Raw genomic sequence first — 15,773 nt, forward strand, 5'->3', positions numbered from 1 at the left:
CTTCCTTTTGTTCAACTTGGAGGTTTTTGGCTATGTCTTTCATTAGTTTCTTTAGGGATTAAGAGGGGTTAACCGTCGTCGAGTATGTGGTAGGTGCGGGTTTATTGGTGGTTGGTTTTTCGGGGATATTTATTGTGTTCGGAGAACTGTTATCTCAACAATTTGGGTCTATATTTAGTGAGTAGGACTGACTAATTTTGGGGACAGTTAGATGGATGTTTTTATTTGGATCGTGCTATTTGCCATAGCCGTTTCTGATGCAAAAGAGCACCGAATACCTAACTCATTATTATTAGTAGTTCTTTTTGTTAGCTTTATTAATAAGGCTGTTGTCCTTCAGGACTATAATTTCCTACTCTGGTCATCTGTTAGTGGCATTACATGTTTTGGCGTTGCTTTAGTTTTTTATTTTTTAAAAGTGATGGCTCCCGGTGATGTAAAACTTTTGGGTGTCGTGGGTTTTTGGCTTGGCAGTGGGCATATTTTGGGAGCGGTTTATTGGATTGCAGTTGCAAGCGTAGTTATTGGCCTCTTCTATGCCTTTCTTCGCCTCGCAGAGTCACCTAACCAATTCAAATCGTTACTAAACAAATACTCGATCTATGTCATGTATGGTTCTTCGGGCAGTAAAGCTTTAACCAGCCCAAACGGTAGCAGAGGACGATATCAAATGCCTTTTGCGCCAGTCGTTGTTGTTGGAGTAGCGCTTTATTTCTATTTTCTGAATTAATCACAAGGAGTGTTTATGGTTCAGGCAATGTCCAAGGTTCAACATCGAACAGAGTTGACGCCGCAAGCTCCGCAACCCCCTGTGCCAACAAGCTTCGACGACTTAGGAATACCCAAAGCGGTGGTCGAAAATCTGGTCATCAAACACATTGCCGCCTATCCCAAGTCTGACATTCTCCAATTGACCAAGTTGTTATGTATCAATAGTCATATGATTGAGGATGTCATCGCAGGCCTAAGAGCAAAGTCAATGGTCGAGGTTTTTCAAGCTGCTTCCTCAACGTTTTCCACTCAATCTACCGGACATGTGCGCTATGGTTTGTCAGAATCAGGCATGCAGGAAGCCGATACCGCTTTTGTAAAAGATGCCTATTTAGGCCCAGTACCCGTCTCTTTGAATCAATATTGCGAAATGGTCAAGGCGCAGGACGTTCGAGCTCAAATGGTTAATCGAGCCGATGTCGAATATGCACTCTCGGATGTGCTGGGCGCTCATCGTATGGTCGGGGTTTTGGGGCCTGCGATTAATTCTGGTCGGGCGTTGTTGCTTTACGGCAGTGCAGGTTCAGGTAAAACCTTTGTCGCGACAAAAATTCTTAACTCACTCAACACTTCGGTTTACATCCCTCACGCTGTCTTCGCCGCGGGTAACATCATCAAAGTCTTTTCGCCTCAGCATCACAAGAGGGTATCCAGCTCAGATATTCAGTCCATCACGTTTAAAGAACAATTTGACCGCCGCTGGTGCCTTTGTGAACGACCCAGTATCCAAGTCGGTGGGGAATTAACCATGGACATGCTGGAGGTCAACCACAGCGAGCACAACAAGGTATGGATGGCTCCGCTACAGATGATGGCGAACAACGGAATTTTTATTATCGACGATTTGGGCCGCCAGCCGATGCCAGTTGATACATTGCTGAACCGATGGATCGTACCGATGGAATATTTCTACGACTATCTGAACTTGCCCAATGGTCAACAGATCTCAATACCTTTTATCCTCACTCTTGCCTTTTCTACGAACCTAGATCCGGAAAAGATCAGTGACCCGGCTTTTTTACGTCGACTTGGCTACAAGATTCAGTTTGGTCCTCTACTCGAAGAAGAGTATCGCGAACTGTGGGGCATTATTGCGAAATCTAAAAATCTGACCCTTACCCAAGGGTGTTTTGAAACTTTATTTGACTTACATCGTCAGCATGACGTGGGCTTTTATCCTTGTTTACCAAAAGACATTGTAGGGATCAGCCGAGATATCATCGTATTTGAAGAAGTTGAACCTGTTATCTCCTCTGAAATCGTAAGCCGTGCGTGGGAAGTGTACTTTACAGCTGATGGCAAAGGAGGAGGTGCTCGATGAGTCGAAATCAAGTCATATTACTTCTTTTACTCTCCATTGCGTTTGGTTTAGGAGCCGTGTTTTTCGCCAAAAAGTGGATGGACAACCAATTGCAGCCTCAAACTGAAGTAGAGGTGGTCGAGCGAGAGCCGGTGATCATTGCCTCTCAGGAAATACTCGCAGGGACGGTTATTGAGGAGCAACACATTACCAACAAGTTGCTAGAAAAAGCGTGGCGCTCTGAATCTCAATTTACATCGGCTGAAGAGTTGATCGGGCAAGTTGTTGCGAGCAATGTTTATCCGGGCGAGATAATCCATGTTAGCCGTCTAGCCAATCAGGGAGAGGGTTCAACGTTAGCATCTCTAATCCCAGAGAATAAACGTGCTGTGACTATTCGGGTAAACGATGTCATTGGTGTTGCGGGCTTCTTGCTGCCGGGCAATAAGGTGGATGTGTTAAATACGATTAAATACGGAAAAAACTCGGCTAATACCGTAACAGTGCTCAAAGAAATCAAAGTATTAGCTGTTGACCAAACGGCGAGAACCAAAGAAAACAAACCAATTATCGTACGGGCTGTGACGTTAGAGGTGACACCTAGTCAGGCCGAAAAGTTGTTGTCCGCCCAAAGTCGTGGAGACATACAGTTAGCATTACGTAATCCTCATGAAGAGGAAAAAGTGGTCAAAAAATATGTTGCCCCTAGTGTCACCATTATTAAGGGTACTGAATCCAGCAATATCCGCGTCAGGGACTGAGGTGAGCTATGAATAAAATAATAACACTGTTTTTTATCTTGCTGCTGTGCAGTGGTGTTACCTATGCGGCTTCACAATCAGGGAAAGTGGTCAAAGTTCCCCACCATAAATCCACACACGTAACATTAGCTGGCAAAGCAAAGCGTGTTTCATTGGGTGACCCGGATGTGCTTGATATCGTGATGCTCAAATCCGATGAGCTGTTTTTGATTGGTAAGAAGCTTGGCTCGACCAACCTGATGGCTTGGGATAGCCGTGGTCAACTGATTGAATCCATCAATATTGAAGTCACTCATGATTTAAACAGCCTCAAGGCCAAACTCTTTGAGTTTTTACCCAATGAAACCATTGAAGTGCATAGTGCCCAAAACCGATTGATTCTGAGTGGGCAGATAAGCAATCAAGCGGCAATGAATATTGCTTTGAGAGTGGCAGAAACCTACTCCGCTGGACGAGAAGCAGACAAGGAAAATGAGTCTCTGAGTAAGCAAGTTGATAAAACTGGCGTGATAAATCTGATGACGATTGGTGGTGCGCAGCAAGTCATGCTTGAAGTTACCGTTGCTGAAGTTCAGCGCAGCTTAGTGCGTAAGTTTGATGCTAACTTTGCTTTCTTCCAATCCAGCGGCTCTAAGTTTAAATGGGGCGGGGCATCTACCGCAGCTGGTATCGCGGGTGCGACGCCAATTTTTGAGATACCGACATCTGGTGATTACGGGATTTTAGGCTCCTTTATTGATGGCAATACCTTATTTAGTTTCGCCCTCGATGTCGCCCGACAAAACGGCACTGCGAAGGTATTGGCTGAGCCCAATTTGACTGCGTTGAGTGGCTCAAAAGCGGAATTTCTAGCTGGGGGTGAATTCCCAATCCCAGTACCGGATGATAAAGGTATAACGATCGAGTACAAAGAATATGGTGTGGGTCTGAAGTTCATCCCAACCGTGTTAAGCGACAAAAAAATTAATCTTAACTTAGCGGTGGATGTGAGTGAAATTGCCAACAGTTCTTCGCTGACTTTGTCTCCAGGTAGTACCAATAGCACCTACGTTATCCCTCCCATTACGCGTCGCAGTGCTTCGTCTACTCTTGAGCTAGCGGATGGACAGACGATTGGTATCGCTGGACTACTGAGTGAAAATGTACGTGATGTGGCGAGCAAGATGCCCGGTTTAGGCGATATTCCGATCTTGGGGCAAATGTTTAATAGCCAAGAGTATGTTTCAGGTGAAACTGAGCTGGTTATTTTAGTGACACCAAGGCTCGCGCAGCCAATTGACCGAAACAAGGTCACTCTGCCGACTGACTCTTTTGTCGAACCCAATGATTTTAAGTACTACTTACTCGGTCGTGGTTCGTATATCGCGCCTGTCAAGAAAACACCCAAAGCACAACCTACCGATGAACAAGAGTATGTTGACCGAAGTAAAGGCGGCACTGAAGGCACATTTGGACATAGTTTGTAGGAGAGCGATATGAAAAACGTAATAACTATAGCGATTGTTGTTTGTTGTTCCGCTCTGCTTCTCGGCTGCGCGAATAAACCGCGTTTAGGGCACCATGTGGCCAAGGTAAAAACACAACAAACATACAATCAAAATGCATCTCAAGAAAACTTGGGAGTCATTCCTTCGGGTAGTGGTGAACGAATGGAAAGTGCCTATCAAGTCTATACAGGCAAACAGAGCTCCGACTTAGGAGGCACTGATAGTCAAGTTTTGCAGGGGTTTGCTAATTAGACCCTAAGGATGGACGCAATGAGGTTGCCAAGAGAGCGAATAGGTAAATATTCGCGACAAAGGGGCTTGGTTTTGGTCATGGTGACGGTAGCGATGCTTGCTTTGGTAGGCGTCGCTGCCTTGTCTATTGATGTAAGCCATGCTGTGCTAAATAAAGCGAGATTGCAAAACAGTGTCGATGCTGCTGCGTTAGCTGCCGCCATTGTCATGGATAGCGAAGGGACAAATGCCCAAGCGACCACCGCGGCCAACTCAACATTGAATAACGTCGCCGCGGCTACTGGCAACTCCGAAATGGACTTCTCCAATGCGACCATCACGGTAGAGTATTCAAACGATCCCACCATATTTCCTCAGTCGAGTGGCTATAACGCGAACTTGGATACTTATGTTCGTGTCACTGTAAGTGCATACTCGCTTGATAATTTCTTTGCTTACCTATTTGGCGTCGATAAACAGTTAGTATCGAGCGCGGTGGCAGGACCAAGCCCGGGTATTGATGTGGTCAATGTTGTGCCTATGGCAGTATGTGAAGGTGATTCAGGCACTGGAGGTTCGACTGGCTACGATACAGGAGAACTCTACGCACTTAAAATTGCCGAACAGAATCAGAGTGATATGGGATCGGGTAATTATCAACTGCTTGACTTTGGTTCTGGTGCAGACACGGTGAGAAAAGCTCTCGCTGGTGGTTATGAAGGAAGTGTTGGGGTAGGTGATACCGTTATAACCAAACCCGGCAATACGATAGGTCCGGTAGGCCAGGGGCTAAACACGCGTTTTGGTGCTTATAGCGGTGGTGGGCTATCTGCCAGTGATTTTCCTTCAGACATCTACGTAAAGGAACCGGACACCAAAGCGACTTTAGATAATGATGGCAATATCGTTTACAACGATGAGAGTGTTGAAGGTGAGCCGTGGGGATACGAAGATTATAACGATGCGTTGCCGGATTGCTCAGGCGATCCTGACTGCAAAATGGACTCAGGCGGACAGCATGATCGACGTATTTTGGTCGTTCCAATTGTGGACTGCACGGGAGCCAGTGGTGGGACAAGCAGCTTTACCGTTACTGCATTAGGGTGCTTCTTTATGCTGCAAAAAGCACCGACCTCCAATAGCGGTAAAGAAGCCGTGTTTGGGGAGTTTATTTCTGACTGTACTGCGTCGGGCGGGAATCCAGGTCAAGATTCTAGTAATGAAGGTCCTTATACCATTGTCTTGTATAAGGATCCGGGAGGGGATGAATCATGAACAAACGCGATAGGAATCACTCCCGAACAACAGGATTGGCAGCAGTGGAAATGCTGATTGTTCTGCCAGTATTAATGATGATTTTAATGTCGATTACTGAGTTTGGTAATGCGTTTGTTCAATATACAAACTTAACCAAAATGGCTCAGAGCGGAATTCGTTATGCAACGGCTGGTGTAACTGGTACATCAAGCTATGACCAAATCGCCGATGTCGATGAAATTAAAAACATGGTCGTTTACGGTAAAACTGTTGTGGGGGACGGGGCTGTATCTTTGATGAGTGGCATAGACACGTCAGACGTCACTGTATTACATGAGAATGGTTATGTCACAGTCACGATTAATCATACTTATGTTCCGGTTATTACTGAGTTTAGCTCGACGCTCAATTTTGCAGTGCCTTTAAATGCTTCGGCAATGATGAGGACTGCACCATGAAGAAGCAAAAAGGTCTATCGATCATAGAATTTACCTTGGTCTCAACCGCGTTGTTATTGGTAATTTTTGCTGTGATTGAGGTAGGGCGTTACATCTATTCATTGCAGATGGTTAATGACATGACACGAATCGCCGCGCGTTTGGCGGTTGTTTGTAAAGTTGAGGATAAAGCCAATATTCCAGCCTTAGCGGTAGTCAGCGGAGCGCCGTATGGTTTCTCTGCTAGCAATCTGACCATTGAGTATCTCGATGCTTCGGGGAATGTTATTCAAGGAACTCTGACAGATGATGCAATCTTTCCTACAATTGAATATGTGAGGGCTAAAGTCGTTGATTTTGAATATCAATTTACTGGCTTGCTCAGTTTCATCAACTTGACAGGAGGTCTGTCTGTTCCGGAGTTTGAAACGACTCGACCAAGGGAAAACCTAGGTCATCACAGAGAGACCCCCTTTAATGAAGAAAATAGCACGGACTGCTAGGAGAACGAGATGGGAGAAGCAGTGACGCTAACGACTCATGGTGACCAACCCATAAGACTGAAAACAAACTTAACTGTTTGGGTATTCTATTTATCTGACGCCTTTCACCTTCATATCAGTCATGAGTTGTCAAAGTGCCCTAGTGTCAGCTTTGAAATGATTTCGTTCCATGGTCTGGTGGTAGGTAATCTTGCACACTTCTCTCCACCTGATCTTATTTTTGTAGAGACGGGGCCGAATTGGGCACAAAAAATTGTTGAGCTTCAACAGTATGAGGGGCCAGAGCATGCTACTGGCCATGAAGCGTCGTTGATTGTTTTCGGCAATGAGAATGACAATGGCGCACTAAAAATCGCTTTACGCATTGGAGCCGCAGACTTTATTTCCGACAAGGCGACCTTGGGGGATCTGATTCCGCTACTTAGGAATGTTGCTGAAGAAAAAGTGGCAAGCAGAAACCTTGGTGAGCTGCTTGTATTTATGAATACTAAAGGTGGTGCGGGTGCATCAATGTTGGCGCTCAATACTGCCATTACGATTGCAGAACAGAACCCAGATAATGTTCTATTTGTTGATCTAGATACTCAGTTTGGCGTGATAGAAGATTATCTTAACGTTTCTTGTACTTACGGTCTCACAGATGCCATCGCGAATCTTTCTGATTTGGATGAAGTCTCTCTGGGTGGGTTAGTCACTAAGCATGAATCTGGTCTGCACACTATCGGTTTTAAACGTGAAAATAGCCATGAGAATTTCGAAAAAGCCCCTCAACTCAATAAGTTAATCCCTATCTTACGTGAAAGATACCCATACATTGTGATCGATTTATCTCGCGGGCTTGATCGGATGTTTGGTTCGGTTATCTCACCCGCGACGAAACTGTTCTTGGTGACTCAACAAAACTTAGTCGCGATTAAAAATACGACGCAGATTATCAAAGTGCTGACGTTCGAGTTTGGTGTCTCTAGAGATCAAATGGAAATTATCGTCAATCGTTATGAGAAGCGACAGTCGATCAAATTAAAAGATATTCAAGAAACCATAGGTGGCATGAAAATTCACACCATACCTAATGAATTTAAAGTTGCGCTTGAAAGTGCCAACTTAGGCCGACCTTTTATTCTGTCCAAAAAAGGCAGCGCAATTTCCAAGTCAGTTCAACGATTAGCACACTCTTTAGTTCCGGATAAGGAGAGTGAGAAAGGTTGGTTTAAGAAAATGTTCTCCTAACAAAGCTTGATAATAACAAGGGGCTAATATGTTCTTTAAAAGGAAAAACATAAACCCGGAGCTACAAAAGAAAGTGGTTGAAGCTGAGGAGCGTCAAATCCAGCAAGCGAATCAACGACAAGAGGCTGTGACTACAGAGCCACAAACAAGTCAAGTGGTAGAAGAAAAGGCTGCTGAATCTTTTCAAGAAAGAAAACGTCGCGAGGCTGAAGCGAAAGGTCATGCCGTTGAAGAAGAGAAGAAGCAACTCGAGCTAGAGCTTTCGGTTAAACATTATTATCACCAAATGTTGCTTGAAACGCTCGACTTAGGCTTGTTGGCGAGCTTGGAAAAGGAACGTGCTAAGTCTGAGTTGCACGACGCCGTTGTACAGCTAATGGCGGAAGACCAAACGCACGCATTGAGTGCGGAAGGACGTAAACGGGTAATACAACAAATCGAAGATGAGGTTTTTGGTTTAGGTCCTCTTGAGCCACTGCTCAAAGACCCGACTGTGTCGGATATTTTGGTGAATGGACCTAAGCACGTCTTTGTTGAGCGACGTGGTAAGTTGGAATTAACTCCTTACACCTTTCTTGACGAGCGACATCTTCGCAACATTATTGATAGAGTCGTGAGTCAGGTCGGTCGACGTATTGATGAAGCATCACCTATGGTCGATGCTCGTCTGACTGACGGGTCACGTGTAAACGCCATTATTCCGCCTCTTGCGCTTGATGGTTCATCGGTGTCGATTCGCCGCTTTGCGGTAGAGAAGTTGAATATGGATAACCTGCTCAACTATAACTCTCTGTCTCCCGAAATGGCTCAGTTTGTTGAAGCAGCGGTGCGTGGGGCGATGAATGTACTCATCTCAGGTGGTACCGGTTCAGGAAAAACCACCACACTTAATATCTTCTCGAACTTTATTCCTTCTGATGATCGTATTGTGACGATAGAAGACTCGGCAGAACTTCAATTGCAACAACCTCATGTCGTTCGACTAGAAACACGTCCCGCTAACCTTGAAGGCAAAGGGGAGATCACCCAGCGAGATTTGGTGAAAAACTCACTGCGTATGCGCCCCGACAGAATTGTACTGGGGGAGGTTCGTGGTGCTGAGGCGGTTGATATGTTAGCTGCGATGAACACTGGCCACGATGGTTCGTTAGCGACAATACATGCCAATACGCCGCGCGATGCTCTCTCTCGGGTAGAGAATATGTTCGCGATGGCGGGCTGGAATATGACCGCCAAAAACCTACGCTCTCAAATTGCGTCGGCCATTCATTTGGTTGTGCAAATGGAACGTCAGGAAGACGGTAAGCGACGTATGGTCAGCATTTGTGAGATCAACGGCATGGAGGGTGAAATTATTACCATGTCGGAGATTTTTAAGTTCCAACGTAGAGGAATGGATGAAGAAGGGAATGTCTTAGGACACTTTACGGCGACGGGAGTCGTGCCGCAATGTCATGACCAGCTCTCTAAAAAAGGCCTTCATCTTCCTTTCGAAATTTTTAATGAGTCACACTCATAGAAGGGGGCATTATGCAGCAGGATGCGACACTCTTTTTTGTCTTACTTTTCTTCGCAGTGGTGTTTATTTCGCAGGCGCTGATTCTGCCTGCAGCAGGGAGTAAAGCAAAGCATAAAGAGTTATCAGAACGATTAAAGGAGTCCCAGTCTAAATTAGATGAAGAGGCACGTTCACTGCTTCATGAACATTACTTAAAAAGCCTGACCCCTTGGGATCGTCGTTTAGTAAAAATTGAGGCACTGTCGTCACTCAAGAAAATGATTGAGCTGTCTGGATATGACTGGAGTTTAACTCAAACCCTACTCATTACATCTATCTCGTCGGTTTGTTGTTTTTTTATCGCGCTGTTTATTGGTCAACCTCTTTATGTCGGGATCGCAGCGATTATTGCGGTTTGGATGTGTCTATATTTTTGGTTAGGTAAGAAGATTTCAGATCGCTTGGCGGCCTTTGAAGAACAGTTGCCTGAAGCCCTAGATATCATGCGTCGTATGTTACAAGCGGGTCAGCCGGTCACCCAGGCCTTTAATGAGGTGGGGTTGGAAATGCCTGCACCAATCGGAGTTGAATTCAAAAACACGTTCAACTTACTCAATTACGGCTATGACATGCGGATGGCGATCATGCAGATGGCGGAGCGTACACCAACGGTTTCCATGCTCGCGTTTTCCAGTGCGGTTTTGTTGCAAAAAGAAACTGGCGGTAATCTATCGGAGAACCTTGAGAAAGTATCAAGAGTGCTGCGGGCACGTTTTAAACTGCAAAGAAAAATCAAAACCTTGTCAGCGGAAAGCCGCCTGTCGGCGTGGATATTGGTTCTTTCACCTTTTGTTCTGTTCATTTTCCTCAGTGTGATTAACCCTGGCTATGTCGAGCCGCTCTATACCGACCCAAGGGGAATGAAACTTGTGAGTGGGGGTGTCGTTAGTCTATTTTTTGGTTCACTGTGGATCAGAAAAATCATTAACTTCGAGGTGTGATATGGACTCTGTACTGACCTTTATTTCATCCTTTAACCTTGATGAACAGACTGTTTTTTTAGGCTTGATCCTACTGGCAACCGTGTTGATCATTTTCACTCTATCGCTGTTACTCGTCGGCTCAAAATCGCCGTTAAAAGCCAAACTTAGCCAACTTAAAAGTACTAGTGGTGTCGAAAAGCAGCGGACAAAACGCTTAGAGAATACTTTAGAGTCGCTTGCACCAGCCATGAAACCTTCCAACTCTAAAGAGAGTGAAAGCATTCGTGAAAAGCTGATGCATGCGGGCTATCTTGATGCGAGTGCGCTCACTATCTTTTATGCAATTAAAGCGTTGTCGTTAGTGGTAGGGCTACTGATGGCGGCAGGATTCTTCTTCTTTGCTCCAGATATGCCAATGCGTAACCTTGCCATGATTGTTAGCGTTGGTGTCGGCATGTATGGACCGCATATTGTGCTCGGATATATGGTTGATAAGCGGCAATCAAAGATTCGCAGTGGGATTCCAGACGCCTTAGATTTATTGGTTGTGTGTACTGAGTCTGGGTTAGGGTTTAACGCTGCTCTTCGCAGAGTCGCGGATGAGTTGACCATATCGCACCCTGAATTTGCTGATGAACTGGATACCGTATGTGTCAAAGTAAAAGCAGGGGTCGAATTGTCGGATGCGTTTAATGACTTGATTCATCGGACGGGGCTGAAAGAGATCGCTGGTCTGGTGACTATGTTGGCTCATGCATCAAGAATAGGCGGTAGCTTGTCACAAACGTTACGTGAGTATACTGAAGACTATCGAGACAAGCGTAATCAAGAAATCGAAGAGGTTGCAGCTAAGATTCCAACGAAAATGATTTTTCCTCTGTTGATCTTTATTTGGCCTTGCTTCTTTATCGTTGCAATTGGTCCGTCAATGCTGCTCTTCACTGCATCTATGGGAAAATAAGGACGGACTATGAAAGGAATTCAACTGGTTATATTCGCTTTATCTGCGATATTACTTTCCGCATGTGCCTCTAAAGAGTCGAGCTTAGACACTTCTCTCTATGATGGTAAACCTATCGACTCACTTTCGTCAGAAGAACCACCGACGACAGAGAAAGAGGCCATCGAACGGGGTGACAAGGCGCTGAGTGGCGGAAACACCGATTTAGCCTTGTATGAATACATTCGCTCTCTTTCGTTTGAAAACGGTCAGTATAGAGATCGTTCACTGTTCAACATTGGTCGTATACACCAATCTAGAGGGAACTTAGCGCTGGCTGAAAAAGCCTATCTGATTGCGATTGAGGAGAATCCCAACAATATCCAAGTCCTTGAACAGCTTGGTATCCTCTACAGTCGCAATGGAGATATTCAGCAGGGTACCAGCTATTTTATGCGAGCAGTCAATGCGGATCAGGTGAGGTTTAATAACAACAAGACCTTGAGTAACACTGACCTAAGTACGGTGGAAGCCGTCAATAAGCTTCAGGTTGATAGTTACTCGCCTGAATATGCCTTAATGGGGTTGGGGGTCATCGCTGACTTGGACAAAAACCACGAATTGGCTCAAGCCTTCTATAAGCAGGCGCTCAGTATTGATCCTGACTCGGTTAAAACCTTGACCAATGTTGGATACTCTTTCTATATGGCAGGGGATTATCGCAAAGCCCAGCGTTTCATTATACAGGCATTGGATAACGAGCCCAATAATGATAAAGCTTTGAATAATTTAGCGTTAATTTATCTAGCTAAAGGTGAGATTAATCGTGCTCTGAACGTATTTTCTCAGCATATGACGAAACCAGAAGCGTTAAATAATGTGGGTTATTTCCTTACCCTTCAGGGTAAACCAGAACAAGCGATTCCATATCTCCAGCAGGCGATTGATTCGAGACCGACTTACTACAAAGTCGCTAATGAGAATCTAGAAAAAGCCCTTGCTATGGTTAGGGAGGAGAAAGCTAGACAAGATCAATAGAAAAGGGGGAGCACGCTCCCCCCTTTTCTCTACCCGCATTCTTGTTAAGCGATATAGCCAGTTGCGAACCCCGCCAGCATAAAGAATGCGACCATCCAAACAATCGGCAGTTTCTGTTGCTTGAGTAAATAGAAGCCGACGAGAACCAGCGAGATATCAAGTGGATTCATCACTGCGCTGGTAAATACCGGTTGGTATAAAGCGGCGACCAGTAACCCCACAACCGCAGCATTTACTCCGTTGACGGCGCCAGAAACTTTGTGATTTTTAGCCAGTGATTGCCAGTTCTTTAGTACTCCAAGTAGCAATAAAAAGCCCGGTAAGAAAACCGCTAAAGTCGCCATTAACGCACCCGTAATCGGGGCTGAAGGCATCAACTCATAACCTATGTAAGTTGCAAAGGTAAACATAGGCCCAGGAACCGCTTGTGCTGCCGCATAGCCTGTTAGGAAGGCATCTTGGCTTAGCTGATCACCGACAATGTTTTGTAGCAGTGGAAGAACCACATGGCCGCCACCGAAGACCAAACTACCTGCTTGGAAAAAGTCGCTGAATAGACCTAGTGCGGGTAATACTTGCGCCGCAAACGGCAGTCCAACAAGCAAAGCAACAAACAGGGCAAGAGGCGTAATAGAAGGCTCAAACTTGCTGGTGCTGAGCGCGTCGTCATTACCTAAATATTTTACACCGATCAAAGCAGCCATAATCAGGACACCCATTTGGGTCGCAATACCAGGTAAAAGTAAGAGTGCGACAGCCGTTATCAAACAAAGTGCCACCGATAGCTTCTCTTTGCAGAAGTTTTTGTACATCCCCCAAGTTGCATCGGCAACCACTACAACCGCAAGTAATTTCAAACCATGAACCACATTATGAAAGGTGGTGGTTTCAGTCAGTTGGCTACTTAACATAGCTAACGCCAGCATGATAAGTACGGAAGGTAGTGTAAAGCCAATAAACGCCATACACGCGCCGCCAAGGCCACCTCGTTTGTAACCTAGAGCAAAGCCCACCTGGCTTGAACCGGGACCGGGTAAGAATTGGCTCAGTGCGACGATTTGAGCATATTCACTGTCATCAAGCCATTTGAGTTTCTCGACGAAGGTATTACGAAAATAGCCAATATGAGCCGCTGGACCACCGAAACTTATCCAACCAAGCCAAAAGAAGGTTTTAAAAATCGACAACATTGCCATGTTACTCGTCTAACAAATACTGCCCATACTCTACTCAATGAACTAAAATGACTCAAATTGATATTCTTAATACAAACTATGAATTAAACAGGATAGGTTCATGAAGGAGTTTAACTGGAAAGGGATCGACCTTAACTTACTGGTGGCGTTTCAAGCTCTTTACCAAACCAACAGTGTTAGCCTAGCGGCGGAACAGTGCTTTGTCAGTCAGTCTGCTATGAGTCATACGTTGCAGAGAATGCGAGCGCTATTTGATGATCCTTTATTCGAACGAGTGGGGGCGACGATGCAGCCGACTCGGCACGCTCAAGACATTGCTCCAGTGATCGATAAGCTGCTTGGTAGCATTAAGAATGACTTATTGGTTAAGAAGCACTTTGCTCCGCAAAGCTATACTGGCGTATGGAAAATAGGACTAACGGATTACGCTGAGCAGCTTTTTGCGCCAGCGTTGTACGACGCGATCAAACACCAATCACCAAATTCACAGGTCAGTTTTTTTAACGTCAATCGCAGCAATTATGTAGATATCGTTGAGAGCGAAGCGCTGGATATCGTGATTGGAAGTATCGAAAACCTTAATCGACGTTTTCTGTCTGAGCTGCTCTATACAGAGCAACACTTGTGCTTATTCGATCCTAATACGGTTGAAGCAGGTGATACGATGTCGATTGAGGAGTTTGTCGCAGTAGAACATGCCTTAGTTAGCCCTGATGGTAGTCTGCAAACTCAAGTTGATAAATCATTGTATAAGCTCGGATATACCAGAATAGTAGGTGTGGCATCACGCAACTTTCTTACTATCAGACGCTTGTTACTAGGTCGGAAATTACTGTGTATTGTGCCGAAACGTTTTGCTGAAATGGAAATGTATTCACATGATCTGCAAGCGATCACTAGCCCGATTGAGATCCCTGATTTTGATATTCGCCTATTGTTTGCCAAAGCCAATCAGTATGAAGAAAAGAACTGCTGGATTCGACAAATCGTTACTGAGACGGTTCGCTAGTGAGTCGATGAGATATCCAACCACAGCCTTTCCAGATGAGTAACGTCAATATGATGCTTAGATAGCCATCAATCGCGTAGTGCCATGCAAGATGGACAGAGCCTATTTGGATGAAAATCATGTATGCCCACATGAGTAAGCCAAGTTTCTTGTTGTACTGGTAGCTGGCTAATGCCATCAGCATCGCAACGGAGACGTGCATACTCGGCATCGCCGAAATACCCGCTCCAATGCCTCCCTCGCGACCTAAGTAGTTAAGCCAAAGGGTATCCTGTACATCTAAGGCCCAGACGGGAAACCATCCCGCCTCAACCATGATGCGACTTTGATCGTTGAGCAAATCGATCAACGGCAAATAGTGAGTATGCTCGGGATTGAGTAAGTGGGTATAGCAAGGGCCTGCAGAAGAGAGCAGAGTGGCGGTAATACCACCTATCAAAAGCCAGCTTGACATATAAGCGATCAAGTACTGATTGCGAAGATGAGTTAGGTCACGACGAACGATAAAAAACAATGTCATCCCCCACATAAGCAGAAACCATAGGTGGTAGAGAAAGTTGATCCCATAGGTCGCAAAGGGGGAAGAGAAGATCCCATGAGTGATCTCCCAGGGTGAAACTCCGAAATGAAGCCACTTATCTAATTCATAGAAAGCCAAGTCATACTGAAATGGTTTGATGTCCGGTATTACAGACTTAAGATACGAATAGCATGAGTAAGTGAGATTCAGCGCTAATACCAACAGAATAAAGCTTATCGCCTTTGAAAGTGGATTAAAGAAACCGATCAGGGTTTTGATATAGACTTGTATCGGATGAGGTCGACGGTGATAAAGAAGATAAAGGTAATAGGCGCTGCTCCATGTGAGAAAGGTGATGTAGCAGATTCGAATCAGGGTGCTGAGGTAAGTAAATGCGCTGTACTCGATGTGAGAAGCGTAGCTAAACATTAGCGACATCAAATACAAAGCAATGGTCGTAAACAGGACGTAACCATAAAGGAGCTTGTCTTGATAAAAGGCCTGCTTAATTTGTTGCCAGTGGCGAGTCCGTGCTTCTGACGTCAGTATTTGCATATAAAGTAATGATTTCACATAGCTTTAAGTCAAGTATAGAACATGCAATACGACAAT

16 protein-coding genes and 1 pseudogene are annotated in these 15,773 nt (G+C 45.1%); 15 read left to right on the plus strand and 2 right to left on the minus strand.

What is annotated here, in order from left to right; translation table 11 throughout:
• Positions 1-32 precede the first annotated feature (32 nt).
• The 14 genes and pseudogenes from QTN95_RS21240 to QTN95_RS04345 all read left to right on the plus strand — a co-directional run bounded on the left by QTN95_RS21240 (position 33) and on the right by QTN95_RS04345 (position 12,436).
• Positions 33-185: pseudogene (locus tag QTN95_RS21240) on the plus strand (Flp family type IVb pilin).
• Between the two features lie 26 nt (positions 186-211).
• A complete protein-coding gene (locus QTN95_RS04285) occupies positions 212-730 on the plus strand; it encodes an A24 family peptidase (RefSeq protein ID WP_331416471.1) in 519 nt (172 codons plus the stop codon).
• Positions 731-745: 15 nt separating this feature from the next.
• Positions 746-2,092, plus strand: a complete 1,347-nt coding sequence (locus QTN95_RS04290) for an AAA family ATPase (protein WP_138970414.1) — start codon at positions 746-748, stop codon at positions 2,090-2,092.
• Positions 2,089-2,832, plus strand: a complete 744-nt coding sequence (gene cpaB, locus QTN95_RS04295) for a Flp pilus assembly protein CpaB (protein WP_331416472.1) — start codon at positions 2,089-2,091, stop codon at positions 2,830-2,832. The genes QTN95_RS04290 and cpaB overlap by 4 nt, the downstream gene beginning before the upstream one ends.
• An 8-nt stretch (positions 2,833-2,840) precedes the next feature.
• Positions 2,841-4,298, plus strand: coding sequence for a type II and III secretion system protein family protein (locus QTN95_RS04300; RefSeq protein ID WP_331416473.1), 1,458 nt, complete (start codon positions 2,841-2,843; stop codon positions 4,296-4,298).
• Positions 4,299-4,307: 9 nt separating this feature from the next.
• A complete protein-coding gene (locus tag QTN95_RS04305; RefSeq protein ID WP_138970417.1) occupies positions 4,308-4,571 on the plus strand; it encodes a hypothetical protein in 264 nt (87 codons plus the stop codon).
• An 18-nt stretch (positions 4,572-4,589) separates the two neighbouring features.
• Entirely contained in the window at positions 4,590-5,825 is a 1,236-nt protein-coding gene (locus tag QTN95_RS04310) for a pilus assembly protein TadG-related protein (protein WP_331416474.1), read from the plus strand.
• A complete protein-coding gene (locus tag QTN95_RS04315) occupies positions 5,822-6,265 on the plus strand; it encodes a TadE/TadG family type IV pilus assembly protein (RefSeq protein ID WP_331416475.1) in 444 nt (147 codons plus the stop codon). Before QTN95_RS04310 ends, QTN95_RS04315 begins: the two co-directional genes overlap by 4 nt.
• Positions 6,262-6,747, plus strand: coding sequence for a TadE/TadG family type IV pilus assembly protein (locus tag QTN95_RS04320; protein ID WP_138970420.1), 486 nt, complete (start codon positions 6,262-6,264; stop codon positions 6,745-6,747). Before QTN95_RS04315 ends, QTN95_RS04320 begins: the two co-directional genes overlap by 4 nt.
• A 9-nt stretch (positions 6,748-6,756) precedes the next feature.
• A complete protein-coding gene (locus QTN95_RS04325) occupies positions 6,757-7,977 on the plus strand; it encodes an AAA family ATPase (RefSeq protein WP_331416476.1) in 1,221 nt (406 codons plus the stop codon).
• A 28-nt stretch (positions 7,978-8,005) separates the two neighbouring features.
• Positions 8,006-9,496 (plus strand): CpaF family protein, encoded by a 1,491-nt coding sequence (locus QTN95_RS04330; protein WP_138970422.1) that lies wholly within the window; start codon positions 8,006-8,008, stop codon positions 9,494-9,496.
• 11 nt (positions 9,497-9,507) lie between these two features.
• On the plus strand, positions 9,508-10,476 hold the full coding sequence (locus tag QTN95_RS04335; protein WP_138970423.1) for a type II secretion system F family protein: 969 nt from the start codon (positions 9,508-9,510) through the stop codon (positions 10,474-10,476).
• Between the two features lies 1 nt (position 10,477).
• A complete protein-coding gene (locus QTN95_RS04340; RefSeq protein ID WP_331416477.1) occupies positions 10,478-11,419 on the plus strand; it encodes a type II secretion system F family protein in 942 nt (313 codons plus the stop codon).
• A gap of 9 nt (positions 11,420-11,428) precedes the next feature.
• Entirely contained in the window at positions 11,429-12,436 is a 1,008-nt protein-coding gene (locus tag QTN95_RS04345; RefSeq protein WP_331416478.1) for a tetratricopeptide repeat protein, read from the plus strand.
• Positions 12,437-12,480: 44 nt separating this feature from the next.
• On the opposite strand, the gene chrA is transcribed toward QTN95_RS04345, so the two are convergent.
• Complete coding sequence (gene chrA, locus QTN95_RS04350; RefSeq protein ID WP_331416479.1) at positions 12,481-13,626, minus strand: chromate efflux transporter; 1,146 nt, start codon at positions 13,624-13,626, stop codon at positions 12,481-12,483.
• A 106-nt stretch (positions 13,627-13,732) separates the two neighbouring features.
• Between chrA and QTN95_RS04355 the strand changes: the two genes are divergently transcribed.
• Complete coding sequence (locus tag QTN95_RS04355) at positions 13,733-14,641, plus strand: LysR family transcriptional regulator (RefSeq protein WP_331416480.1); 909 nt, start codon at positions 13,733-13,735, stop codon at positions 14,639-14,641.
• Here the strand turns inward: QTN95_RS04355 and QTN95_RS04360 are convergent.
• Positions 14,622-15,716, minus strand: coding sequence for a phosphatase PAP2 family protein (locus QTN95_RS04360; RefSeq protein WP_331416481.1), 1,095 nt, complete (start codon positions 15,714-15,716; stop codon positions 14,622-14,624). The two genes, QTN95_RS04355 and QTN95_RS04360, sit on opposite strands and share 20 nt — an antisense overlap.
• Positions 15,717-15,773 lie beyond the last annotated feature (57 nt).

Origin of the sequence: Vibrio sp. M260112 (assembly GCF_036533775.1) — a bacterium.
Lineage (GTDB): Bacteria > Pseudomonadota > Gammaproteobacteria > Enterobacterales > Vibrionaceae > Vibrio.